Origin of the sequence: Streptomyces phaeofaciens (assembly GCF_014648915.1) — a bacterium.
Lineage (GTDB): Bacteria > Actinomycetota > Actinomycetes > Streptomycetales > Streptomycetaceae > Streptomyces > Streptomyces phaeofaciens.
The window spans coordinates 162,560-187,496 of the sequence record NZ_BMSA01000003.1 but is presented as its reverse complement, the minus strand read 5'-3'; the positions used below and the strand labels follow the sequence as shown (position 1 = coordinate 187,496).

Below are 24,937 nucleotides of genomic sequence, written 5' to 3'. Positions count from 1 at the left end.
ATTCATGGCGGAGACGAAACGCGAGATCGAGCGCAAGTACGAATCCGATGACAGTGGGCTGCCCGACCTGACCGGCGTTCCCCAGGTGGCGGACGTCCTCGACAAAGGCACCGCAGAACTCGACGCGACCTACTACGACACCTCGGACCTGCGCCTGGCCGCGGCTTCGATCACCCTGCGCCGCAGGACCGGCGGCTCCGACGCCGGCTGGCATCTGAAACTCCCGGTCGGACCGGGAGTCCGGGACGAGATCCAGGTCCCGCTCTGCGACGACCTCCCCGAAGAACTCGCCGGACTGGTCCGCGCCCGGGTGCGCGAAGGGCAACTGGTGCCCGTGGTGCGGCTGCGCTCCGCGCGGGACGTGCACGACCTCGTCGACGCCGACGGCCGGCAGCTCGCCGAGGTCGGAGTCGACACCGTACGGGCGGAGCGGCTGTTCGGCGGGAAGGGCCGCACCCAGTGGACCGAGATCGAGGTCGAGCTGGCCGACGGCGGTGACCCGGCCTTCCTGGACAAGGTGGACAAGCGGCTGCGCAAGGCGGGCGTACGGCCCTCGAAGTCCCCCTCGAAGCTGGCGCGGGCGCTCGCCGAGACCAAGGGCGGGCATCCGAAGCCCAAGGACGAGGGGCCCGGCGAGCCCGTCACCGCCGGCGACCACGTCCTGGCGTACGTCCGCGCCCAGCGGGACGCGATCGTGGCGCTGGACCCGGCCGTGCGCCGGGACGCCGAGGAGTCCGTGCACGACATGCGGGTCGCCACCCGGCGGCTGCGCAGCACCTTCCGCTCGTTCGGGACGGTCCTCGACCGGGAGGTCACCGACCCGATCGCCGACGAGCTGAAGTGGCTCGCCGGGGAACTGGGCGTGGGCCGCGACCAGGAGGTGCTGGCCGAGCGGCTCGCCGCGGGGCTCGGCGAACTGCCCGCCACCCTGGTCGACGGCCCCGTCTCCGAGCGCCTGCACACCTGGGCCAAGGCCGGCTACGGCGGATCGCGCCGCCGGCTGCTCGGCGCCCTGGACTCCGCGCGCTATCTGACCCTCCTCGACACCCTGGACGCCCTGGTCGCGGATCCGCCGGTGCGCAAGGCGGCCGCCGGGAAGCCGGAGAAGGTGCTCCCCAAGGCCGTACGCAAGGACTTCGGGAAGGTGGCCGCGCTGATCGAGGAGGCCGTCGAGCGGCCGCCCGGCGCCGACCGCGACCTCGCGCTGCACGAGGCCCGCAAGAAGGCCAAGCGCACCCGCTACGCGGCCGAGGCCGCCGTCCCCGCCCTCGGCGGTGCGGCCAAGACCCTGGTCAAGTCCATGAAGTCGCTCCAGGGCCTGCTCGGCGACCACCAGGACAGCGTGATGGCCCGCACCACCCTGCGCGAGCTGTCCGCCGTGGCGCACGCGGCGGGGGAGAACACCTTCACGTACGGGCTGCTCTTCGGCCGCGAGGAGCGGCGGTCGGCGGCCGTCGAGGCTCAGGTGCCGGACGCCTGGACGGCGATCCGAGAGGCCATGGAGGTGTAGGGAACGGGTGATCACGGCCGGGGGAGTGCTCCGGGCGGGTTACGCTAGATGGTCACCCTCCCCAGCCGCCTGAGGCCGGGGGTACCCCCAGTCAGCTCACGAAGGTAACGCCGCGATGTCTGTCGAGTCGGTCTTCCCGCAGCTCGAAGCCTTGCTCCCGCACGTGCAGAAGCCGATCCAGTACGTCGGAGGCGAGCTCAACTCCACGGTCAAGCCCTGGGAGGCCTGTGACGTCCGCTGGGCGCTGATGTACCCGGACGCCTACGAGGTCGGCCTGCCCAACCAGGGCGTCATGATCCTCTACGAGGTGCTGAACGAGCAGGAGGGCGTCCTCGCCGAGCGCACCTACAGCGTGTGGCCGGACCTGGAGGCGCTGATGCGGGAGCACGGCGTCCCGCAGTTCACCGTGGACAGCCACCGCCCGGTGAAGGCGTTCGACGTGTTCGGCCTGTCCTTCTCCACGGAGCTGGGCTACACCAACATGCTCACCGCCCTGGACCTCGCCGGCATCCCGCTGGAGTCCAAGGACCGCACGGTCGACGACCCGATCGTCCTCGCGGGCGGCCACGCGGCGTTCAACCCCGAGCCGATCGCCGACTTCATCGACGCGGCGGTCATCGGCGACGGCGAGCAGGCCGTGCTCGACATGACCCGGATCATCAAGGAGTGGAAGGCCGAGGGCCGCCCCGGCGGCCGCGAGGAGGTCCTCTTCCGCCTCGCGAAGACCGGCGGCGTCTACATCCCCGCGTTCTACGACGTCGAGTACCTCCCCGACGGCCGGATCGCCCGTGTGGTCCCCAACCGGTCGGGCGTCCCGTGGCGCGTCTCCAAGCACACGGTGATGGACCTCGACGAGTGGCCCTACCCCAAGCAGCCCCTGGTCCCGCTCGCCGAGACGGTCCACGAGCGCATGTCGGTGGAGATCTTCCGCGGCTGCACCCGCGGCTGCCGCTTCTGCCAGGCCGGCATGATCACCCGCCCGGTGCGCGAGCGGTCGATCACCGGGATCGGCGACATGGTGGAGAAGGGCCTGAAGGCGACGGGCTTCGAGGAGGTCGGCCTTCTGTCGCTGTCCAGCGCCGACCACAGCGAGATCGGCGAGGTCGCGAAGGGGCTGGCGGACCGCTACGAGGCGGACAAGATCGGCCTGTCCCTCCCCTCCACCCGCGTGGACGCCTTCAACGTCGACCTGGCGAACGAACTCACGCGCAACGGCCGCCGCTCGGGCCTCACCTTCGCCCCCGAGGGCGGCTCGGAGCGCATGCGCAAGGTCATCAACAAGATGGTCTCGGAAGAGGACCTGATCAGGACGGTCTCCACCGCGTACGGCAACGGCTGGCGTCAGGTGAAGCTGTACTTCATGTGCGGTCTGCCGACGGAGACCGACGAGGACGTCATGCAGATCGCCGACATGGCGATGAACGTGATCGCCGAGGGCCGCAAGGTCTCCGGCCAGAACGACATCCGCTGCACGGTCTCGATCGGCGGTTTCGTCCCCAAGCCCCACACCCCGTTCCAGTGGGCTCCGCAGCTGTCGGCGGAGGAGACGGACGCCCGGCTGACGAAGCTCCGGGACAAGATCCGCGGCGACAAGAAGTACGGCCGCTCCATCGGCTTCCGCTACCACGACGGCAAGCCCGGCATCGTCGAGGGCCTGCTCTCGCGCGGCGACCGCCGTATCGGCGCGGTCATCCGGGCCGTCTACGAGGACGGCGGCCGCTTCGACGGCTGGCGCGAGCACTTCTCCTACGACCGCTGGATGGCCTGCGCGGACAAGGCACTGCCCGCCTTCGGCGTGGACGTCGACTGGTACACCACCCGTGAGCGGACGTACGAGGAGGTCCTGCCCTGGGACCACCTGGACTCCGGTCTCGACAAGGACTGGCTCTGGGAGGACTGGCAGGACTCCCTCGACGAGACCGAGGTCGAGGACTGCCGCTGGACGCCGTGCTTCGACTGCGGTGTCTGCCCGGCCATGGACACCAGCATCCAGATCGGTCCGACCGGCAAGAAGCTCCTGCCGCTGACCGTGGAGCAGCCGGCGGGAAGTGCCGCGCACAGCCACTGAGCCGGACGCGAAGCCCCCTTTCCGATCGGGAAGGGGGCTTTTCGCATCCATCCGGCCCCGCGCGGCGTCCCTACCGGTATGGACCTGGAGAAACGTCCCGTCGAACCCCGGCAGCCCGAGGGGTGTCTCGTCGTCGCCATCCGGCTGCCCGTGCGGATCGTGGCGCTCGTGCTGGTCGTGCCCGTGCGGATGGCCTGGGACGCGCTCGTCGTCGTGGGCCGGTTCCTCCTGGACACCGTGCTGCGGCCGCTGGGCCGTGCCCTGCTGTGGCTGGGGCGGGCCCTCTTCGTGTGGCCGCTGGTGGGGCTGTGGCGGTACGTCGTCGTCCCCGTCGGCACGGCGCTCGCGTGGCTCGGGAACGTGCTGGTCGTCGTCCCGGCGGTCTGGTTCTTCCGGCAGGTCCTGACCCCGGTCGGACACGGCCTGGCCCGGCTGGGCCGGGGCGTCTGGGCGGGCGCGACCTGGGTGGCGGCCGGGATCTGGGCCGGCGCGACCTGGGTGGCCGCCGGGATCTGGGCGGGCGCGACCTGGCTGGCACGCGGGATCGGGGCCGGGCTGGGATGGGTGTACGCGCGCGTGCTCACACCCGTCGGCCACGCGGTGCTCTGGCTGGTGCGGTACCTCGTCGTCGTACCGGCCCGCTGGCTGTACACCTGGATTCTCGCGCCCGTCGGACGGGCGGCCGTGTGGTGCGTGGGGGCACTGGTCACCGGGATCGGCCTGGCGGTCTACTGGACCGTGCGGGTGCTGATCGTGCTGCCGGCGCTCGCCCTGTGGCGCTGGGTGCTGGCCCCCGTCGGGCGCTTCCTCGCCGTCCTCGCGCGTGAGGTGGGGGAGGCGCTCGGGCACGCCTGGCGGATCGCCGGGCGGATCTCGCTCGCCGTCGGCCGGTTCCTCGCCACCCTCCTGCGGTGGATCTTCGTCGAGCCCGTGCGCTGGGTGTACCGCACGGTCCTCACCCCGGTCGGGCACGTGGTGCGCGACGCCGTGCTGCGGCCCGCCGCCGAGGCCGCGCGCGCCGTGGGCCGGGCCGGCCGGCAGGCCCTGGCCGCCGCCCGCGAGACGGTCCGCCAGGCCCGCGCCGACGTGCGGCGGGCGCTCTTCGGAGTGCCCCGGGAGAGGGAGACTGCCTCCCGGCGGGAACCGAGGCCGCTCGGCACACGTACTCTTGATAGCAGTACGACCGCTCTCACGAAGGACTGAACGACACTGGGCAAGCGACAGCCCGAAGGCCCGCCGCCCGCACCCGCGGTGCAGCGCATCCGACTGCGCTACACCAAGCGCGGCCGCCTCCGGTTCACCAGCCACCGTGACTTCCAGCGTGCCTTCGAGCGCGCGTTGCGCCGTGCCGAGGTGCCGATGGCCTACTCGGCGGGGTTCACGCCGCACCCGAAGGTGTCGTACGCCAATGCCGCACCCACCGGCACGGGCAGCGAGGCGGAGTACCTGGAGATCGCGCTCACCGCGGCGCGGGACCCGGAGAAGCTGAGAGCCCTGCTCGACGAGTCGCTGCCGACCGGGCTCGACATCGTGGACGCGGTCGAGGTCCGCACCTCGGGCCTGGCCGACAGACTCACGGCCTCCGTGTGGGAACTGCGGCTCGACGGAGTGGAGGCGGCCGACGCCCAGCGCGCCGTCCAGGCCTTCAACACCGCCGGGTCCGTCGAGGTCCAGCGCATGACCAAGAACGGCGTGCGCACCTTCGACGCCCGCCCGGCCGTCGTGCAACTTGAAACACAGAGTGAAACGGCTGATAGGCCGACCGACCGGCCCTGTGCGATACTGCGGCTGGTTGTTCGGCACGTGACGCCTGCCGTACGACCCGACGACGTCCTGTCCGGTCTTCGCGCCGTGGCCGACCTGGCGCCGCCGGTCCCCGCAGCGGTGACCAGGCTGGCGCAGGGGCTGCTCGATGAAGAGACCGGCGCGGTGACCGACCCGCTCGCGCCCGACCGCGAGGCAGCCGGGGCCCACACGGCCGATCCGACTGCCGCCGCGAAGGCGCCGGCGTAAGGAAGGTTCCGCACAGGGACGGACGCCGTAGCGCCGCCCTCGTACTCGGGAGCCACCTGGGTCGGGCAGTGCACCGACCAGAAGACTTTCGCCAGGCCGTACGCAAAACGGCGTACGGAACCGGCGAGACAAGACACAGAGAGCTCCCGTGCGGCGGCCGCGCCCCGGACGGCGGCACCGCGCACTGCGCGAGCCGCGGACGTCAGCGGTGACCGATCCCCAGTGATCGGCACCGGACCCAGCGCGGCGCCCGGGAGCCTGACGGGAGATACACCCGCATGCTCGAGCCGACCGAACCCACCCAGGGTTCCGAAGACCAGAACAACACCCCCAGCGACACCCTGCCGCCGCGTCGCCGGCGCCGTGCCGCCTCCCGGCCGGCCGGTCCGCCGGCCGCCGGTGCCGAGGCCGCCGCGGAGATCACCGCGCCGGCCATACCGGCCGTGGAGACCGTCGAGGCCCTGGCGGACGAGAACGTCGAGGACGTCGAGGACACCAAGGTCGACGAGACGCTGACCGAGGCGGAGGCCGAGGCCGAGGTCGTCGAGGCCGCGCCGCGTACGCGCCGTCGGGCCACGCGCCGGGCGTCCGCACCGGCCGGGGCTCCGGCGTCCGCCGAGGCCACCGAGGCGGCCGAGACCGTCGTCCCGGCCGTCGCGCCCGCCGAGGTGACCGCGGTCGAGGAGAGCGCGGCCCCCGCCGGGGACGACACCGCCGAGGACGCCGCTCCGCGCCGTACCCGTCGCCGTGCCACGCGTCGCGTGACCACGCCCGCGGAGACCGCCGAGGCCACGGAGACCACCGAGGCCGCCGAGACCGTCGTGACGGTGACCGTCGAGGACGCCGACACCGCCGAGGCCGCGCCCGCGCCGCGTACCCGTCGCCGTGCCACCCGCCGGGCCTCCGCGCCCGCCGGCGCGCCCGCGGCCGCCGAGGCCGTGGAGACCGCCGAGGCCGTGGCGCCGGCGAGCGCCGACGACGCCGAGAAGCCCGCCGCCGTCACCGAGCCCGCCGCCGAAGAGCCCGTGGCCGCGCCGCGCGGCCGTCGCCGGGCCACCCGTCGGGTGACCACGCCCGCCGACGCGCCCGTGCAGACCGAGGCCCGGGACGAGGCGCCCGCGCCCCCTGCCGCCGCCCAGGCGCCCGCGGCCCCCGAGGCCGCCGCCGACGAGGACGCCGGATCCCGGCGCCCGCGGCGGCGCGTGGTGCGCCGGGCCGCCGGTGGGTTCTCCGAGCCCGCGTCCGCGAAGGGCGGCGACGAGGGCGACGCCCCGCGTCGTCCCGCGCGGCCCTCGGTCGCCGTGTTCCAGGCGCCCGTGTTCGCCGAGCCGCAGTTCCAGACGCCGCAGCGCGCCGCCGCCGAGGCGGCCGCCGCCGTGACGGAGGAGCCCGAGGAGCCCGCCGAGGTCGAGGAGACCGAGGAGCCCGCCGCCGAGGAGCAGACCGGCTCGCGCCGCCGCCGGCGCCGTCGGGGCGCCCCCTCCGGCGAGGAGACCGAGACCTTCCGCACCGCCGCCGCGCCCGCCGCCCCCGCCGTGCAGGAGGCGCCGGAGCCGGAGGACGAGACGGACGAGACCGCCGACGACGCCGAGGACGCCGAGGACGCCGTCGACGGTGACGACGACACCGAGGAGACCGGCTCCCGTCGCCGTCGCCGCCGTGGCGGCCGTCGTCGCCGTCGCGGTGACGCCGCCGAGGGCGAGGGCGAGTCCGGGGACGCGGAGTCCGACGAACTCGCCGCCGAGCAGGCCGCGCAGGACGCCGAGGACACCGCCGAGCAGGAGGACGAGGACGCCGAGGACGACGCCGCCGGCTCCTCCGCCGGCAGCCGCCGCCGTCGGCGCCGTCGTCGTCGCGCCGGTGACGGCACGAGCGACGGCGAGCCCGGCGAGGGCGACCCGGAGCGCACCGTCGTCAAGGTCCGTGAGCCGCGCAAGCCGTCCGAGCCGTCCGACGAGGTGCAGTCCATCAAGGGCTCGACCCGTCTGGAGGCCAAGAAGCAGCGCCGCCGCGAAGGCCGTGAGCAGGGCCGCCGCCGTGTCCCGATCATCACCGAGGCCGAGTTCCTGGCCCGCCGTGAGGCCGTCGAGCGCGTGATGGTCGTCCGGCAGAGCGGTGAGCGCACCCAGATCGGCGTCCTCGAGGACGGCGTGCTCGTCGAGCACTACGTCAACAAGGAGCAGTCGACCTCGTACGTCGGCAACGTCTACCTGGGCAAGGTCCAGAACGTGCTGCCGTCGATGGAGGCCGCCTTCATCGACATCGGCAAGGGGCGCAACGCCGTCCTGTACGCCGGTGAGGTCAACTTCGAGGCGCTCGGCATGGCCAACGGGCCGCGCCGGATCGAGGCCGCCCTGAAGTCGGGCCAGTCGGTCCTCGTCCAGGTGACGAAGGACCCCATCGGCCACAAGGGCGCCCGTCTGACCAGCCAGGTCTCCCTCCCGGGCCGCTACCTCGTGTACGTGCCCGAGGGTTCGATGACCGGCATCAGCCGCAAGCTGCCCGACACCGAGCGGGCCCGGCTGAAGACGATCCTCAAGAAGATCGTCCCCGAGGACGCGGGCGTCATCGTGCGCACCGCCGCCGAGGGCGCGAGCGAGGACGAGCTGCGCCGTGACGTCGAACGGCTCCAGGCGCAGTGGGAGGACATCCAGAAGAAGGCCAAGAGCGGCAACGCCCCGACACTGCTCTACGGCGAGCCGGACATGACCGTCCGGGTCGTCCGCGACATCTTCAACGAGGACTTCTCCAAGGTCGTCGTCAGCGGCGACGAGGCCTGGTCGACCATCCACGGGTACGTCTCGCACGTCGCGCCCGACCTGGCCGAGCGGCTGTCGCGGTGGACCTCCGAGGTCGACGTCTTCGCCACCTACCGGATCGACGAGCAGCTCTCCAAGGCGCTGGACCGCAAGGTCTGGCTGCCCAGCGGCGGTTCGCTGGTGATCGACCGGACCGAGGCGATGGTCGTCGTCGACGTCAACACCGGCAAGTTCACCGGTCAGGGCGGCAACCTCGAGGAGACCGTCACCAGGAACAACCTGGAGGCGGCCGAGGAGATCGTGCGTCAGCTGCGGCTGCGCGACCTCGGCGGCATCATCGTCATCGACTTCATCGACATGGTCCTGGAGTCCAACAGGGATCTCGTCCTGCGGCGCCTCCTCGAGTGCCTGGGCCGTGACCGTACGAAGCACCAGGTCGCCGAGGTGACCTCGCTGGGGCTCGTGCAGATGACCCGTAAGCGGGTCGGCCAGGGTCTGCTGGAGTCGTTCTCCGAGACCTGTGTGCACTGCAACGGCCGCGGTGTCATCGTCCACATGGAGCAGCCGACCTCCGCCGGTGGCGGCGGGAAGCGCAAGAAGCGCGGCCGCGGCGGTGACGCGCACACCCATGACCACGAGCACGAGCACGAGACGGTGACCGCCGACCTGTCCGAGGCCGGGGTGGGCGTCGAGGAGGAGGCCGAGACCGAGCTCGAGGTCGCCGCCGAGGTGGCCGAGCCGATCGCGCTCTCCGCCCCCGAGTTCGCCGCCGACGAGGAGCTGTACAGCAGCGTCGCCGAGGCGGAGGCCGCGGCCTCGCGCGGGCGGGGCCGTCGTCGGGCGAGCCGCCGGGCGTCCGCTCCGGCGGGCGCGCCGAAGAGCGGTCCGGTGCGTGGCGGTACGTCGCGCAGGGCGGGCGTCTCCGAGGTGTTCGCCCCGGCGGAGCCCGTGGAGGAGGCCGTCGAGGCGCCTGCCGAGTCGCCCGTCGCCGGGCCGGCCGACGTGCCCGCCGCGCAGGAGGCCGTCGTCGAGACGGTCGTCGCGCAGGCCGAGCCGGTCGCCGTCGAGGACCCGGTCGTCGAGGCCCCGGAGGCTGCGGCGGCCGACGAGGCCGCGCCCAAGGGGCGTACGCGCCGTCGGGCCACCCGCAAGGTGTCCGCGCCGGCCGGTTCGCCCGCCGGGGCGGAGGCCGCCGTGCTGACGGTCGCCGAGTCCGTGGTCGCCGAGCCGGTGGAGGCCGCGGTCGCCGTGGCCGCCCCGGTGGAGCAGGCCGAGGCCGCGGTCGCCGAGAGCGCGGCTCCGGCCCGCCCGCGGCGTCGCGCCGTGCGCAAGGCCACCGCGCCGACCGCGTCCGAGGAGACGGCCGTGACGGTCCTCCCGTCGGCCGCGACGGAGGCCACCGCCGAGGCGGCCGCCCCGGAGACCGCCCCGGAGGCCGCCCTCACCGAGGCACCGGCCGAGGCCCTCGCGGACGACGTGACCGTCGAGGAGGCGGAGGCCGCTCCGGCCAAGAAGACCGCCGCCCGCAAGACGGCCAAGAAGGCCACGGCGAAGAAGGCCGCCACCAAGAAGACGGCCGCGGTCAAGAAGACGGCCGCCAAGAAGACCGTCGCCAAGAAGACGACGGCCAAGAAGGCGGCCAAGGCGACCACCGCGACCGCGGCCAAGAAGACCGCGGCGGCACAGCAGAGCGTGCCGTCGGTGTCGGCCTCGACGGAGGACTGACCCGGTCACGCACCCGCACGGCGGCGCGGGCACCCGGACACCACCGGGCGCCCGCGCCGCCGTTCGCGTGCCGCCGGTCGTACACGCCCGGGCGCGCGGAGCGTCCCCGAGGGTGGTGCGTGAGGGGCGCGCCACACGGGCGTGTTCGAGCTTCCGTACGCCCCCACGTACTCGCGTCGCAGTGCGTTCACCGCGGAGTTACTCTGTGTCTTGCTTGTGATGGAGCGCACCAGAGCCCTGGGTTTCTCTGTGGTAACACCCGGGAAAATTGCCGTCCCCGTGCTGGTAACGTGCACTGTGGCCACGGTGGCCAAAGACATGCACACCGTGACCACAGCCGATGAGCACATCCGGTCCTCCGGCCTGGAAACGGCTGAATTCCCGCAAGGAACCCTCGGGGGGCGGGCTCCTGTGTACAACCCGTCCACTCGCCCACAGGCGTCGGTGGACACCGGGATGCGGCCGTGCTGAGCATCGACATGGCCCTTCCCGACCCTGCATGACGTGGTGCGCCTTCGAGGTCGCCGTAGAGGAGGGGATGTCGATGACCGACGCCCATGAGTTCATACCGGCCGCCAGACCAGTGATCGCCGAGGAGGAGATCGAGGCCGCGGTGCGCGTGCTGCGCAGCGGCATGGTCGTCCAGGGCCCCGAGGTGGCCGCCTTCGAGGAGGAGTTCTCGGACCTGGTCGACGGGCGCCACTGCGTCGCGGTCAACTCCGGCACCTCGGCGCTGCACCTGGCCCTGATGGCCCTGAACATCGGCCCGGGCGACGAGGTCATCGTGCCGTCGTTCTCCTTCGCCGCGTCCGCCAACGTGGTCCGGCTGGTCGGCGCCGACGTGGTCTTCGCCGACATCGAGGCCGACACCTTCTGTCTGGACCCCGCCGCGGTCGAGGCGGCCATCACGCCGCGCACCGCCGCGATCATGCCGGTCCACCTGTACGGCCACCCCGCCGCCATGGACAAGATCATGGCGATCGCCGAGAAGCACGGCCTCGCCGTCGTCGAGGACGCCTGCCAGGCCCACGCGGCCGCACTGAACGGCACGCCGGTCGGCGCCTTCGGTGCCGCGGGCACCTTCAGCTTCTACCCGACGAAGAACATGCACAGCCTCGAGGGCGGCATGATCTCCACCGGTGACGCCGAGGTCGCCCGCACCCTGCGCCTGCTGCGCAACCAGGGCATGGAGCAGCGCTACGCCAACGAGATCGTCGGCGCCAACGTGCGCATGACGGACGTCTCCGCCGCGATCGGCCGCGTCCAGCGCCGCAAGCTCGACGGCTGGACCGAGCAGCGCATCGCCAACGCCGCGTACCTCACCGAGCACATCAGCGCGCCGAACGTGGTCACGCCGAAGGTCGCCGAGGGCGCCCGGCACATCTACCACCAGTACACCGTGCGCATCGAGGGCGACCGCGACGCCGCCATGGCCCGCCTCACCGAGGCCGGCATCGGCAACGCCGTGTACTACCCGACCCCCATCCACCGGCTGAAGCCGTACTGGGAGCCGGACCAGAAGGCCGGCCGCACCTGGGACCTGCCCGAGACGGAGCGCGCCGCCGCCGCGGTCGTGTCGCTGCCCGTCCACCCGGCGCTGTCCGCCGCCGACCTCGAGCGCATCGTCGCCGCCGTGAACGCGCTGGGGGAGCAGCTGTGAGCGACGCCAAGCCGCTGCGGGCGGGACTCGTCGGCCTCGGTTCCATGGGGCGTCACCACGCCCGCGTGCTGTCGGGTCTGGAGGGCGTCGACCTGGTCGGCGTCGTCGACCCGATGGGCGACAAGTTCGGCGCCGCCCAGGGCGCGCCGATCCTGGACACCGTCGAGGAGCTCATTGCCCTCGGCGTCGACTACGCCGTCGTCGCCTGCCCCACCGGCCTCCACGAGGAGGTCGGCATGGCGCTCGCCGAGGCCGGCGTGTGCGCGCTCATCGAGAAGCCCCTCGCCGAGTCCGTCGACGGCGCCCGCCGTCTCGTCGAGGCGTTCGAGTCGCGCTCCCTGGTCGCCGGTGTCGGTCACATCGAGCGGTGCAACCCGGCGCTGCGCTCGCTGCGCGCGCGGCTGGAGGCCGGCGAGCTGGGCGACGTCTACCAGGTCGTCACCCGCCGCCAGGGCCCGTTCCCGCACCGCATCGCGGACGTCGGCGTGGTCAAGGACCTCGCCACCCACGACATCGACCTCACCGGCTGGGTGACCGGACGCGAGTACGTGTCCATCGCCGCCCACACCGTCTCCAAGAGCGGCCGCGTCCACGAGGACATGGTCTCCGCGGTCGGCCGGCTCGACGACGGCACCATGGTGAACCACCTGGTGAACTGGCTGAGCCCGCTCAAGGAGCGCTTCACGTCGGTCACCGGTGAGCGCGGCTGCTTCATCGCCGACACCCTCACCGCGGACCTGACGTTCCACTCCAACGCCGCGGTGACCACCGAGTGGGAGGCCCTCCAGGCCTTCCGCGGGGTCTCCGAGGGCGACATGATCCGCTACGCCATTCCCAAGCGTGAGCCGCTGCTGGTCGAGCACGAACTGTTCCGGGACGCGGTGCTCGGCAAGGACGCCGACATCTGCACCCTGCGCCAGGGCATGCGCACCGTCCAGGTGGCCGCCGCGGTGCTGGAATCGGCGACGCAGAACCGTAGCGTTTCCCTTCAGGTGGAGGACCTGGCAACTCATGGCAGCTGAGAACACGTCGACGAAGAAGGCGGTGCGGGGACGCATCGTCATGCTGGTCGACAACGGGGTGAACGGCGACTCGCGCGTGCAGAAGGAAGCACGCTCGGCCGCCGCCGCCGGGTGGGACGTCGTCCTGCTCGGCAAGGGCAAGGGGAAGCAGGAGACGACCTGGGAGATCGGTGAGGCGCAGGTGCGCCTGCTGCCGGTCCCCGGTCCCATGCACCGCCGCCGTCACGAGTACCGCCGGGCCGTGCTGCGCTCGCCGCTGGCCTACAAGCCCGGTCCGCTGGCCGCGTTCCGCCGGCAGAAGATCAAGGCGTGGCGTGCCGATCTCAACATCCGGCTGATCCTCGCCCAGCAGAACGGCTCCTTCCTGGGCCGGCTGCGGCTGCTGCTGCCGCGGCTGACCTCCCGGTTCGTGCAGGACTGGGTGAACCTGCGGGCGCGCAAGACCGCCAAGCTGGAGAAGAGCCGCAAGGAGATGGAAGGCCCGCTGGACCGGTTCACCACCGCGTTCTGGCACAAGACCATGGGCACCCGCAGCTGGCGCAGGCTCGACCCGCACCTGTGGGACATGGAGCTGGCGTACGGCAAGGTCATCGACGAGCTGAACCCGGACCTGATCCACGCCAACGACTTCCGGATGCTGGGCGTCGGCGCCCGCGCCACCCTGCGCGCCCGGTCCCGCGGCCGCAAGGTCAAGCTGGTCTGGGACGCCCACGAGTTCCTCCCCGGCATCAAGCCGTGGAACTCGCACCCGCGCTGGCACATCGCCCAGTGCGCGCACGAGCTGGAGTACTCGCGGTACGCGGACGCCGTGACCACGGTGTCCGACACCCTCGCCGGCATGCTCCAGGAGCGGCACTCGCTCACGGAGCGCCCCGCCGTGGTGCTCAACGCGCCCGACGCGGAGATCTCCCCGGAGCAGGCCGCCGAGCCGGTCCCGGACCTGCGCGAACTGTGCGGCATCGGCCGCGACGTGCCGCTGACCGTGTACAGCGGTGCCGCCGCCCCGCAGCGCGGCCTCGACATCATGGTCGAGTCGCTGCCGCAGCTTCCGGACGTGCACACCGCGTTCGTCGTGCTCAACACCGAGTCCGAGTACATGCGCACCCTGCGCGAGCGCGCCGAGGAGCTGGACGTCTCCGACCGGCTGCACATCCTGCCGTACGTGCCGCACTACCAGGTGGTGCCGTTCCTGGCCTCGGCGGACCTCGGGGTCATCCCGATCCACCACTGGCCGAACCACGAGATCGCCCTCATCACCAAGTTCTTCGAGTACTCCCACGCCCGGCTGCCGCTGGTCGTCAGTGACGTGAAGACGATGGGCGAGATGGTCCAGAGCACTGGCCAGGGCGAGGTGTTCCGGGCCGAGGACATCGAGGACTACGTACGCGCCGTCAAGTCGGTGCTCGGCGACGCGGACCGCTACCGGGACGTGTACGACCGCGACGGCCTGCTCGACGAGTGGACCTGGGAGGCCCAGGCCGACCTGCTCGACAAGGTGTACACCCGGCTCGTCCCCGGCAGCGCGGTCCGTCCGGCGGCCGAGCGCAGACCGGTGGAGGCGGGAGCATGAGCGCCGCACCGGACGTCAGCGTCGTCGTCGCGGTGTACAACACGATGCCCTACCTGACGGAGTGCCTGAACTCCCTGATCGGGCAGAGCATCGGCAGAGAGCGCCTGGAGGTCGTCGCCGTCGACGACGGCTCCACCGACGACAGCGGCCGCGAACTGGACCGGTTCGCGGCGCTGTACCCGGACACCGTCAAGGTGATCCACCAGCCGAACTCCGGCGGCCCGGCCGCGCCCAGCAACCGTGCGCTGGACGTGGCCACCGGCCGTTTCGTGTACTTCATCGGCTCCGACGACTTCCTCGGCGAGGAGGCGCTGGAGCGCATGGTGAAGTGCGCCGACGAGAACGACTCCGACGTCGTCATAGGCAAGATGGTCGGCACCAACGGCCGGTACGTGCACCAGCAGCTGTACAAGGAGAACGCCGCGCACGTCGGTCTGACCGACTCGGCGCTGCCGTTCACCCTCGCCAACACCAAGCTGTTCCGGCGGGAGATGGTCGAGAAGCACCACCTGCGGTTCCCCGAGCACCTGCCGGTGGGCAGCGACCAGCCGTTCACCATCGAGGCGTGCGTCCGCGCGCGGAAGATCTCGGTGGTGGCCGACTACACCTGCTACTACGCCGTCAAGCGGGGCGACGCCAGCAACATCACCTACCGCGCCGACCATCTGGCGCGGCTGCGGGCGGCGGCGGAGATCATGGACTTCACGGCCGGCCTCATCGAGGCGGGCGAGGAGCGCGACGCCGTCCTGCGCCGCCACTTCACCTGGGAGCTCGCCAAGCTCGTCCAGGACGACTTCCCGTCCCTGGACCGGGAGTTGCAGCGACAGCTCTGCGCGGGCATCGCGCGGCTCGCCGACGTGTACTTCACCGACGCCGTCCGGGACGCGATGGACGTCAAGCGCCGGGTGCGGATCGCCCTCGCGCGCGCGGGCGCGGTCGACGAGCTGGCCGAGGCGATCTCCTCGGAGAAGGAGCACGGGGCGCCCCCGTTCGTCCTCGACGGCACGCGTGCCTACGCCCGCTACCCGGGCTTCCGCGACGCGCTCGTCGGGGTCCCCGACCGCGTCTACGAGCTGATCGGGGAGGCCGTCCCTGGCCGCCTCGCCAAGGGCACCGAACTGGTGGCCTCCGGCTGGGAGCAGCAGGGCGAGTCCCTCGCCTACACGGCGTCCGTACGGGTGCCGGTCCTCGGCGACGTGGACGGCGCCGCGCTGCGGCTGGTCAAGGGGGCCATGCCCAAGTCGGCGGACAAGGCGGCCGCGCGCCGGCTGAAGGACGACCACGAACTCGCCCCCGTCGTGGGGGAGACGACGGTGGAGCCGGCCGCGGACGGCGCCGCCAGCGTGCTGCACGCCCGGGTCCCGCTGGAGCTCGTCACCGGCAAGCGCGGCGTACGCGTGTACCTGGACGTGGCCGGATCGACGTACGAGATCCCCGTGCGCGGCAAGGATCTGCCCATGCCGCTGGCCCGCAGGTGGGGCCGGGACGGCGATCCCTACCGGGCGTCGGCCGTGGTCAACCCCAAGGGGCGTGTGGTGATCGACACCGCCCAGCTGAACCCCCCGAAGAGGACCGTCGTCCGGCGAGCGCTGGGGGGCCTTGTCCGGAAACTGAAGTCCCGTTCCAAAAGGAAGAAGTAGCGACCCTCCATGAACATCTGTGTAGTAGCGCTCGGCAAGATCGGGCTCCCGCTGGCGGTGCAGTTCGCCTCCAAGGGCCACCGGGTCATCGGCGCGGACGTCAACGAGAAGGTCGTCGAGCTGGTCAACGCCGGCGTCGAGCCGTTCCCCGGTGAGCACGACCTGGACGTCAAGCTGAAGCAGGCCGTCGACGCCGGTCTGCTGAGCGCGACCACGGACACCGCGTCCGCGGTCGCCGAGTCCGACGCCGTCGTCGTGGTCGTCCCGCTGTTCGTGGACGCCGAGGGCACGCCGGACTTCGGCTGGATGGACTCCGCGACGAAGGCGATCGCGCAGGGCCTCAAGCCCGGCACGCTGGTCTCCTACGAGACGACCCTCCCGGTCGGCACCACCCGCACCCGCTGGGCGCCGATGCTCGCCGAGGGCTCCGGCCTGACCGCGGGCGAGGACTTCCACCTCGTCTTCTCCCCGGAGCGCGTGCTCACCGGCCGGGTCTTCGCCGACCTGCGCCGCTACCCCAAGCTGGTCGGCGGCATCGACGAGGCGTCGGCGGCCCGTGGCGTGGAGTTCTACGAGCAGGTCCTCGACTTCGACGAGCGCGCCGACCTGCCGCAGGCCAACGGCGTCTGGGACCTGGGCACCGCCGAGGCCTCCGAGCTGGCGAAGCTGGCCGAGACGACCTACCGGGACGTCAACATCGGCCTGGCGAACCAGTTCGCGCGCTTCGCCGACAGCAACGGCATCGACGTCAAGAAGGTCATCGAGGCCTGCAACTCGCAGCCGTACAGCCACATCCACCAGCCGGGCATCGCCGTCGGCGGCCACTGCATCCCGATCTACCCGCGGATGTACCTGTGGAACGACCCGGCGGCGACCGTCGTGCGCTCCGCCCGTGAGGCGAACGCCGCGATGCCGGAGTACGCGGTGGACCTGCTGGCGGCGGCCTACGGCGACCTGACCGGCGTGGGCGTCCTCGTCCTCGGCGCCGCCTACCGCGGCGGCGTGAAGGAGACGGCCTTCTCCGGCGTCTTCCCGACCGTCGAGGCGCTCAAGGCGCGCGGCGCGGTCCCGTTCGTCTCGGACCCGATGTACACCGCCGAGGAACTGTCCGCGCACGGCCTCACCCCGCACGCCGGTGAGAAGGTCACCGCGGCGATCCTCCAGGCCGACCACGCCGAGTACCGCACCCTGACCCCGGCCGACCTGCCGGACGTCACGGTCCTCGTCGACGGCCGCCGCACCACCGACCCGGAGGCCTGGAAGGGCGTCCGGCGGGTGGTCATCGGGGGCTGACACAGCCACCCGTCGTAGGATGCGGTCCCGGCCGGTCGGCCGGGACCGTTTCCTGTGCCCGGGGGACCCGTACGTGTCCGACGCCCGTACCGCCACCCGCGTCCGCCTACGGCGGGCCGCCCTCCCGTTGCTGGTCTGCGCGCTGTACGCCGTCCTCCAGCTCACCGCGGGCTCCCGATGGACGCTCTTCCCCGATTCCTACCGGTACGCCCGTGCCGCCGAGCAGTACCTCGGCGACTCGCGTGCGCAGGCGCACCGTACGGCGCTCGACGCCTACTGCGTGAGCCGGGCTCGGCGCGAGGCGCACGACGAGCGGCTGCGGCCGACGGTCCGGACGAGCGAGCAGGCTCTGGAGACCGCCGCGAACCGCTCGTGCGTGCGGAAGTGGGCGAAGGCCGAGGACATCACCACGTCCGACTCCCGCTACCAGGCCATCTTCGCCGCCCGCCCCGGCTACCCGCTCCTCGCGGCCCCCTTCGTCGGAGCCCTCGGCGTGCTGGACGGCATGCGGCTGCTGGGCCTGCTCACGGCGACGGGCGGCTCCTTGCTGGTCCTCGGTCTGCTGAGACGGGGCGCCAGGCTGAACCGGACGGCCGCCCTCACCGGCCAGGTCGCCTTTCTCGCCACCCCGCTCGGCTGGTGGAGCGACCAGGCCCTGAGCGAGGGGCTGTTCACGGTGTGCACGCTCGGCGTGCTGTGGGGCGGTCTGTCGCTGCTGAGGCACCGGTCCCTGCCGGGGGCGGCGGCCGGCACGGCGCTCGCCTACGCGGCGGGAGGGTTCACCCGCTACTCGTCGGTCCTCGTCCTGGCCGCCTTCACGGCGGTGGCCGCGGCGGGCACGCTGTGCTTCTCCGTGCGACTGCGCCACCGGGGCACGGCGATCCTGGCGGGCCTGTCGGCCGCGACGGTCGCCGTGGTGGCCGTGGCGATGAAGGCGCTGGCGCTGCCGTCCTCACAGGTGACGCTCCAGGACACCTTCACGCGCCACTTCACCGCCCCGGCGGTGCCCGACCCCTGGGCGGATCTGCTGGGCCTCGCCGGCCGCTTCTGGACGGACTGGACCGCCCGGCAGGCCGCCCTGCCCTACTTCCTGCTGCTCACGGCCCTCGCGGCATGGGCCCTGTCCCGCTACGGCGACGGCCTCGGCCGGCTCGTCACGGCCACCGCCCTCACCGGCGCGTTCGTGATCACCGACCATCCCCTCGCCCAGGAGGCGGACCGGCTCGGCGTGCTGATGTGGATGCCGGTGGTCCTGGGGCTGCCGCTGGCGGTGCAACGACACTGGACGTGGCACCAGGCGGGAGAACCGGAGCCACGACCTGTCGGCTAGGGGCTGCCACACCCCGCGACGCGCGGCATGATCCGAACGGCAGGCCCTGGCCGCGAGGATCAGGCGCCGCGCTCCGCGAGAACGCCGTCCTTCTCGTCGTACAGCTCGCCCGTCTGCGGGCACTCCCACACACCGTTCTCGCCGTCCCGCTCGGTCAGGCGGACGCCGGCCCGGCCGACCCAGCCGATGCGGCGGGCGGGGACGCCGACGACCAGGCCGAAGTCGGGGACGTCCTTGGTGACGACGGCGCCGGCGGCGATCATCGCCCAGCGGCCGATGGTGATCGGCGCGACGCACACGGCACGGGCGCCGATGGACGCCCCGTCGGCGATCTTCACGCCGACGGCCTCCCAGTCGCCGCCGCGCTTCTGCTTGCCGTCCGGGTCCACGGAACGCGGGTTGTGGTCGTTGGTGAGGACCACGGCCGGGCCGATGAAGACACCGTCGCCCAGCTCGGCCGGCTCGTAGACGAGCGCGTAGTTCTGGAGCTTGCAGTTGTCACCCATGCGCACACCCGAGCCGACGTACGCCCCCCGGCCGATCACACAGCCCTCACCGAGGCGCGCACCCTCGCGGATCTGCGCGAGGTCCCAGACGCTGCTGCCGGCGCCGATCTCGGCACTGTCGTCGACCTGAGCGCTGGGCTGGACCCTGTAGTTCACTTGTTCGCCTTCCGGTGTCTGCCTACGTCCGGCGAGCATACGGGCCGGGGCGCGGGGGCTGCGGGGTCGGGGCGCGGCGCGTAGTTACCCATGACCTCCCTTGAGGAAACGTGTGTGAATTCTGTGATTGTTGTCACCTTTGAGGGTGACGGAAAGGTGTTGTGTGTGCACTCCATGTAAAGAGATGATCTCTTGACTTTCTTTATCGTCTCTTTAGTTGGTGAACGCTGTGCCGGTGGCGGGGGAAGCGTGGGGGCTCTGCGGGCCGGGCCACCTTCTGTTATGTCAGGGGCATGGCAAGGGGGAGGGGTCCATGTCGGCGAAGTGGGCTTGGCGGCGCGGTGCCACCGGGGCGGTGGTCGCGGCACTGCTCGGGCTGGGACTGGGGACCGGGGGCAGCCAGGCAGCGGCAGCGGCCGCCTGCACGGCGGGCACACCGTCCGACTTCAACGGCGACGGGATTCAGGACACCGCAATCGCCGACCCGGACGCCACGGTGTCCGGCAAGGAGCGGGCGGGGCTTGTCCACATCGTGCTGGGGGACAACAAGGGAGTCGTTGAGATCTCCCAGGACACGACGAATGTGGCCGACGCTCCAGAGACCGGGGACCGCTTCGGGCTGTCGTTGGCGGTGTACGACGCCAACAAGGACGGGTGCAGCGACTTGGCTGTCGGAATTCCCTATGAGGACGTCGGCACAGTCAAGGACGCGGGCTACGTCCAGGTCGTCTTCGGCGCGACCGATGCGGTGGGGTCGGCCGTCCCCAGCAAGAACTTCGTCCAGGGCGCGACCCAGCCGCTGGCCGACGTCCCCGAGACCGACGACTGGTTCGGCTACGCGTTGGGTGCTGGCACGTCGACGACCGGCCATCCCTATCTGGCGATCGGCATTCCGGGCGAGGACGGGGCCGCCGGATCCGATGTGGGCGCGCTCGGCTACGTGTATGGGACTGCCTACAACGCGGTGAACGTCCATCAGGACAGCGTCGGGGTGTGGGAGGACGCCGAGCCGTACGACCGGTTCGGGGCCTCGATCGCCGGCACAGACCGGTTCTTCGCGGTCGGGGTGCCCGGTGAGAGCACGGGGGCGACTGCTTTCGCGGGCGGGCTGCACGTCTTCCGGCCGTCGATCAACACGGACGGGATCCCGGACCAGCTTTTCGGCCTGAGACAGGACGCCACGTTGTCGGACGACCCGGCTGAGGCGGACGACGAGTACGGCGCTGCCCTCACGCTGGCTCCCTACCGGCCGTCGGGGGCGACCGCCGTCACCGACACGCTTCTCGCCGTGGGGGTGCCGGGGGAGGACGTGGGAACTGTCGTGGATGCCGGAGCGGTGCACGTTTATCACGTCAAGGCCGATGGAACAGTCGTTCAACTCAACCGGATCGACCAGAACGTCGAGAGCGCCCAAGGGGCCGTAGAAGGCGATGCCGAAGCCGGCGACCACTTCGGCCAGCAGCTCGCAGCGGTGAACACCACCCCCGCTGTGGTGAGCACGGCAGCCACGATGCGCCTGGCCGTGGGTGTGCCCGGTGAGGAGTCGGCGGAGGAAGCCCCGGAGGCAGGCGGTGTACAGCTCTTCTCGATGCTGGGCGCCCCCGGCGCCGCGGACTCCTGGATCGAGCCCGGCAACGGCATCCCTTCCGGACCGGCGCCCCGGACCTACGCGGGCATCAGTCTCGGCGCGAGCCCGTCGCTGCTGTACGTGGGCGTTCCCTACGGCCCGGCCGACGGCCGCGCGGTGCACGGTTTTCCCTGGAACGCGGCCACGGGCAGCGCGCCGACGCAGACGTGGAAGCCCGGTGAGGGCGGGATCCCAGCGGTGAGTACAGCGTTCGGGGCGACGGTCCGATGACGACTCGGTCATGGCGCGGTGCAGCCCGCCGGACAGAGCGTTCCGGCGGCTCGACTCCTGAGACCGACATGAACCGACTGGAGAGTGGACGAGTGTTAGCGGGGAGACCCAGATCGATGCGGCGCGGCCTGGCGTTCCGGGCCGCCGTAGCGGCAGTCGCCACCGGCGCGGTGGTGACGGGCGTGGTGGCCCTTCCCGCGGACGGCGGAGGCGCGGCGCCCGGCCCCCCGGTCGCAGCAGAGCAGCCGGCTCTGACCGAGCAACTCGCTATGGCCACGGCCAAGGAGAGCGGAAAGAAGACCGAGGTCCTCGGGCTGCGTACCGAGCGCAGAGAGATCTTCGCCGAACCCGATGGCAGTTTCACCGCACGCGAGTACACCGAGCCCGTCCGCACGATTCGGGGCGGCAAGTGGGTCGACATCGATGCCACGCTGGTGCAGCGGGCGGACGGCAGCTGGGGGCCGAAGGCCTCCACTGTCGACCTGGCCTTCTCCACCGGTCGAGCGGACGAGCCCTTCGTGACGATGCGGCGGGCAGGCCGCGAGTTCGCCTTGGCCTGGCCGTACGGCAAGCTGCCCACGCCGGAGGTTGAGGGCGACACAGCCACGTATGCCGAGGTCCTGCCCGACGTCGACCTGACCGTGCGCGCCGAGGCCGACGGCTTCGGCCATCTGCTGATCGTCAAGACGCCCGAGGCGGCGGCTGACCCGAGGTTGGCCAGGATCGACCTCGGCATGACGACTGACGGACTGAAGGTCGCGGAGGACGCCACCGGGGCCATCGTCGCCGAGGACGCGGAGGTGGGTGGCACCGTCTTCGAGGCGGGCAAGCCGTCGATGTGGGACTCGGCCGCCGTGGAGGAGGCCGCGTCCAAGAAGCAGGGTCCCACCGCTGTCGCGAAGTCGTTGAAGGCCGCTACCGCTACCGCTACCGCTACCGCTACCGCTACCGCGGGCGAGGCCGAGACCGGCGATGCCACGCCTGGCCCGCGGACCGCACCGGAGCCCTCGCTGGACGGCCCGGGCGGCGGTGGCCGCGTCGCCCCGCTCGGCGTCGAGGTCGGCAAGGGCAAGCTGAGCCTCGTCCCCGACGAGAAGCTGCTCAAGGGCGCGGAGACCGTCTTCCCGGTCGTCATCGACCCGATCTCCCGCACCACCTCGCGCACGTCGTGGACCGGCGTCATGTCCGGAATGCCCAGCGAACAGGACTGGAAGTACTCCGGCAGCGCGGGCGTCGGCAAGTGCCCGACCGACTACAACCCGGTCTCCTGCAACGGAGTCGGCGTCCGCCGCGTGATGTTTACGATGCCGCTCTCCTTCTACAAGGGGAAGCAGATCCTGGGCGCGACCTTCTCGGCCCGGGTGGAGCACATCTACAGCGCCACTCCGACCGCGGAGCCCATCCAGCTCTACCGGCTAGGCGGACAGAACTACTCACTCACCTCGTCCAGCAACTGGTCCAACACCTCGGACGACTGGGACGACCATCTGCAGACCGTCGACAAGGCGATCTCCCCGACCTCCTGCTCCAGCCAGGCCAACCTGCACTTCGAGAGCAGCGCGAGCGGCGAGCTGACCAACGAGATCAAGACTGCCGCCGCAGGTGGCTGGAACTCCATGACGCTGGGCCTGCGCGCGGCCGACGAGTCCCGTTTCGCCGAGTGGAAGCGGATCTGCGGCAACGCCTACCTGTCGGTCAAGTACAACAACCTGCCGCGGCAGATCAAGACGTCGGACATGTTCACCGACCCAGGTGGCGTGTGCAAGTGGGGCACGAACCGTCCCTACACCGACGTCCCACCGAAGCTCATGGCCATCGCGAGCGACCCCGACCACGGCAACGGGCAGACCGACCAGGTGAAGGTCGAGTTCAGGATCGAATGGACCGACCCGGCGACCGGCACGGCCAAGAGCTACACCTACACCACAGCCTCGCTCGCCCCCACGCCCAGCACCAAGTTCGAGCACACCGTCAGGTCGACGATCCCGCAGAACACGGTCATCCGCTGGAGTGCGCGGGCCAACGACGGTGACGGCAGCAGCCCATGGAGTTCGGACGGGACGCAGCGCTGCGAGTTCATCTATGACAAGACATGGCCCGGAAAGCCGAGCGTGCTGTCCGACAGGTACCCGTCCGACACCGTTTACCACGACGGCGTGGGCACGTACGGCACCTTCACCTTCGCACCCAACCCGAACGACGCCGCCAAGGGCAGTGACGTCGTGAAGTACCAATATTCCTTCGATGGCGCCGCGCCGACCACCGTGGCCCCGGCGGCGACCGGCGGCTCCGTCACCGTGTCGTGGGCCCCGACCTGGGCCGGACAGCACGTGCTCGATGTGAGCGCTGTCGACAAGGCCGGTCATTCCAGCAGTACCCCGTACCTCTTTCTGGTGGGCGAGGGCAGGCCGGTCGTCGCACAGTGGAACCTCGCCGACGAGGCGGGTGACATCGAAGCCCACGACGAGAGCGACGACTACTCGGCGGCCGCCGGCAACGGAGTCACGTTCGGCGTCGAAGGCCCGGGAGGGAAGGCCGACCGGGCGGCCCACTTCGACGGAAGTGCCGACGCCTACCTCGACACCGGCAAGACCGTGCTCGACACCGCCAAGGGCTTCAGCGTCAGCGCCTGGGTGCGTCCCACTGCCCTGGACAAGGACATGGCGGTCGTCAGCCAGGACGGCACCGGCGAGCCCGGCTTCACTCTCGGCTACGACGCGTCCGCGCAGACCTGGAAGTTCTCCGTCCCCGTCAATGACGTGGAGTCGCTCGGCGAGTGGAAGGCCGTCTCCACCGGAGTATCCGTGGTCAAGGACCAATGGGTGCTGCTGACCGGTGTGTACGACGCCCAGAAGAGCGGCGGCCCCGAGATCAGGCTCTACATCAACAAGGACGCCAAGGGTGTCGGGCAGCGCCGATCCACATGGATGTCCCACGGACCGCTCCAGATCGGCCGCGCAACCGCCAAGAGCGGATACCGCGACCACTTCACGGGTGACCTTGCCGAGGTCCGAGTCTTCGACCGTGTCCTGCCGGCCGCCGATGTCGCCGAACTGATCACCGTCAAGCCCGAACGCAAGGGTTACTGGCAGCTCGACAACGCCGTCGGCGGCGTTTCCGCCGAGACCGGCGGCGGGCAAGCGCTGACGCTGTACGGCAACGCGGCGATCTACCGGCCCGCCGATGTATTCGACAACGCCGCCCTGGTCGGCGACGGCCACCTGCTGCTGGACGGTGACGGGGACTACGCCTCGACCGCGAGCGCCCCGGTCACGGGGGGCACCAGCTTCACCGTGACTGTCCGCGCGCAGCTCACCACGCCGGACGCCGAGAAGTCGCAGACAGTGCTGTCCCTGCCGGGCGCCAACGCCAACCGGGTCCAGGTCCGTTACCAGGCCGCCACCGGTCAGTGGGAACTGGCCGTTGCCAAGACGGATGTGACCGCACCAGAGGTCGTCACCTTCACCAACGACCAGCAGACACCCAGTGCCGATGGCTCCGGCCAGCACCTGGCGGTGGTCTACGACGCCTTCGCCAACTCCCTCCGGCTGTACGTCGAGGGCCAGCTCGTCTCCGGCGCCCATGGCAGGGACGCCACGCTGTGGCCCGCCACCGAGGGCCTGCAAGTGGGTCGTTCGCTGCGGGGGGAAAGCGAGTACTTCGCCGGCGCCATCGACGAGGTGCGTGTCTACAGCGGGGCCGCCGACCAGATTGCGATCCAGCGGATGTCCGGGCTGACTGCCGAGCCGGACATGTGACGAGCGGTCACCTGGGCGGGCCAGGCCCATCGAGGCCTGGCCCGCCCCTTCCAGACCTTTTCTCCTTCG

The 24,937-nt window shown here is 71.6% G+C and carries 14 protein-coding genes; 13 read left to right on the top strand and 1 reads right to left on the bottom strand.

The features are described 5' to 3' along the window. The first annotated feature begins 4 nt into the window (after window positions 1-4). The 11 genes from IE275_RS07770 (at window position 5) to IE275_RS07720 (ending at window position 18,590) form a co-directional block, all read left to right on the top strand. Window positions 5-1,510, top strand: coding sequence for a CYTH and CHAD domain-containing protein (locus IE275_RS07770; RefSeq protein ID WP_189709066.1), 1,506 nt, complete (start codon window positions 5-7; stop codon window positions 1,508-1,510). 115 nt (window positions 1,511-1,625) lie between these two features. Further along, window positions 1,626-3,578 (top strand): TIGR03960 family B12-binding radical SAM protein, encoded by a 1,953-nt coding sequence (locus IE275_RS07765; protein ID WP_189709064.1) that lies wholly within the window; start codon window positions 1,626-1,628, stop codon window positions 3,576-3,578. A 78-nt stretch (window positions 3,579-3,656) separates the two neighbouring features. Continuing rightward, entirely contained in the window at window positions 3,657-4,781 is a 1,125-nt protein-coding gene (locus tag IE275_RS07760; protein ID WP_189709062.1) for a hypothetical protein, read from the top strand. 48 nt (window positions 4,782-4,829) lie between these two features. Beyond that, window positions 4,830-5,591 (top strand): TIGR03936 family radical SAM-associated protein, encoded by a 762-nt coding sequence (locus IE275_RS07755; RefSeq protein ID WP_189709060.1) that lies wholly within the window; start codon window positions 4,830-4,832, stop codon window positions 5,589-5,591. Between the two features lie 278 nt (window positions 5,592-5,869). Continuing rightward, a complete protein-coding gene (locus tag IE275_RS07750) occupies window positions 5,870-10,075 on the top strand; it encodes an Rne/Rng family ribonuclease (protein ID WP_189709058.1) in 4,206 nt (1,401 codons plus the stop codon). Between the two features lie 544 nt (window positions 10,076-10,619). Beyond that, entirely contained in the window at window positions 10,620-11,735 is a 1,116-nt protein-coding gene (locus tag IE275_RS07745) for a DegT/DnrJ/EryC1/StrS family aminotransferase (protein ID WP_189709056.1), read from the top strand. Continuing rightward, window positions 11,732-12,757, top strand: a complete 1,026-nt coding sequence (locus tag IE275_RS07740; protein ID WP_189709054.1) for a Gfo/Idh/MocA family protein — start codon at window positions 11,732-11,734, stop codon at window positions 12,755-12,757. The genes IE275_RS07745 and IE275_RS07740 overlap by 4 nt, the downstream gene beginning before the upstream one ends. Further along, window positions 12,747-14,327: a glycosyltransferase family 4 protein gene (locus IE275_RS07735; protein WP_229870152.1), complete on the top strand. Its 1,581-nt coding sequence runs from the start codon at window positions 12,747-12,749 to the stop codon at window positions 14,325-14,327. The genes IE275_RS07740 and IE275_RS07735 overlap by 11 nt, the downstream gene beginning before the upstream one ends. Then, on the top strand, window positions 14,324-15,967 hold the full coding sequence (locus IE275_RS07730) for a glycosyltransferase family 2 protein (RefSeq protein WP_189709052.1): 1,644 nt from the start codon (window positions 14,324-14,326) through the stop codon (window positions 15,965-15,967). The genes IE275_RS07735 and IE275_RS07730 overlap by 4 nt, the downstream gene beginning before the upstream one ends. 9 nt (window positions 15,968-15,976) lie before the next feature. Next, on the top strand, window positions 15,977-17,260 hold the full coding sequence (locus IE275_RS07725) for a nucleotide sugar dehydrogenase (protein WP_189709050.1): 1,284 nt from the start codon (window positions 15,977-15,979) through the stop codon (window positions 17,258-17,260). A 73-nt stretch (window positions 17,261-17,333) separates the two neighbouring features. Next, a complete protein-coding gene (locus tag IE275_RS07720; protein WP_189709048.1) occupies window positions 17,334-18,590 on the top strand; it encodes a hypothetical protein in 1,257 nt (418 codons plus the stop codon). A gap of 59 nt (window positions 18,591-18,649) precedes the next feature. Here the strand turns inward: IE275_RS07720 and IE275_RS07715 are convergent, their stop codons facing one another. Continuing rightward, on the bottom strand, window positions 18,650-19,252 hold the full coding sequence (locus tag IE275_RS07715) for an acyltransferase (RefSeq protein ID WP_189709046.1): 603 nt from the start codon (window positions 19,250-19,252) through the stop codon (window positions 18,650-18,652). A 313-nt stretch (window positions 19,253-19,565) separates the two neighbouring features. Between IE275_RS07715 and IE275_RS07710 the strand changes: the two genes are divergently transcribed. Then, on the top strand, window positions 19,566-21,110 hold the full coding sequence (locus IE275_RS07710) for a VCBS repeat-containing protein (RefSeq protein ID WP_229870151.1): 1,545 nt from the start codon (window positions 19,566-19,568) through the stop codon (window positions 21,108-21,110). A 116-nt stretch (window positions 21,111-21,226) separates the two neighbouring features. Then, window positions 21,227-24,868 carry a LamG domain-containing protein gene (locus IE275_RS07705; RefSeq protein WP_189709044.1) on the top strand — a complete coding sequence of 1,214 codons (3,642 nt, stop codon included), beginning with the start codon at window positions 21,227-21,229 and terminating at the stop codon, window positions 24,866-24,868. Window positions 24,869-24,937 lie beyond the last annotated feature (69 nt).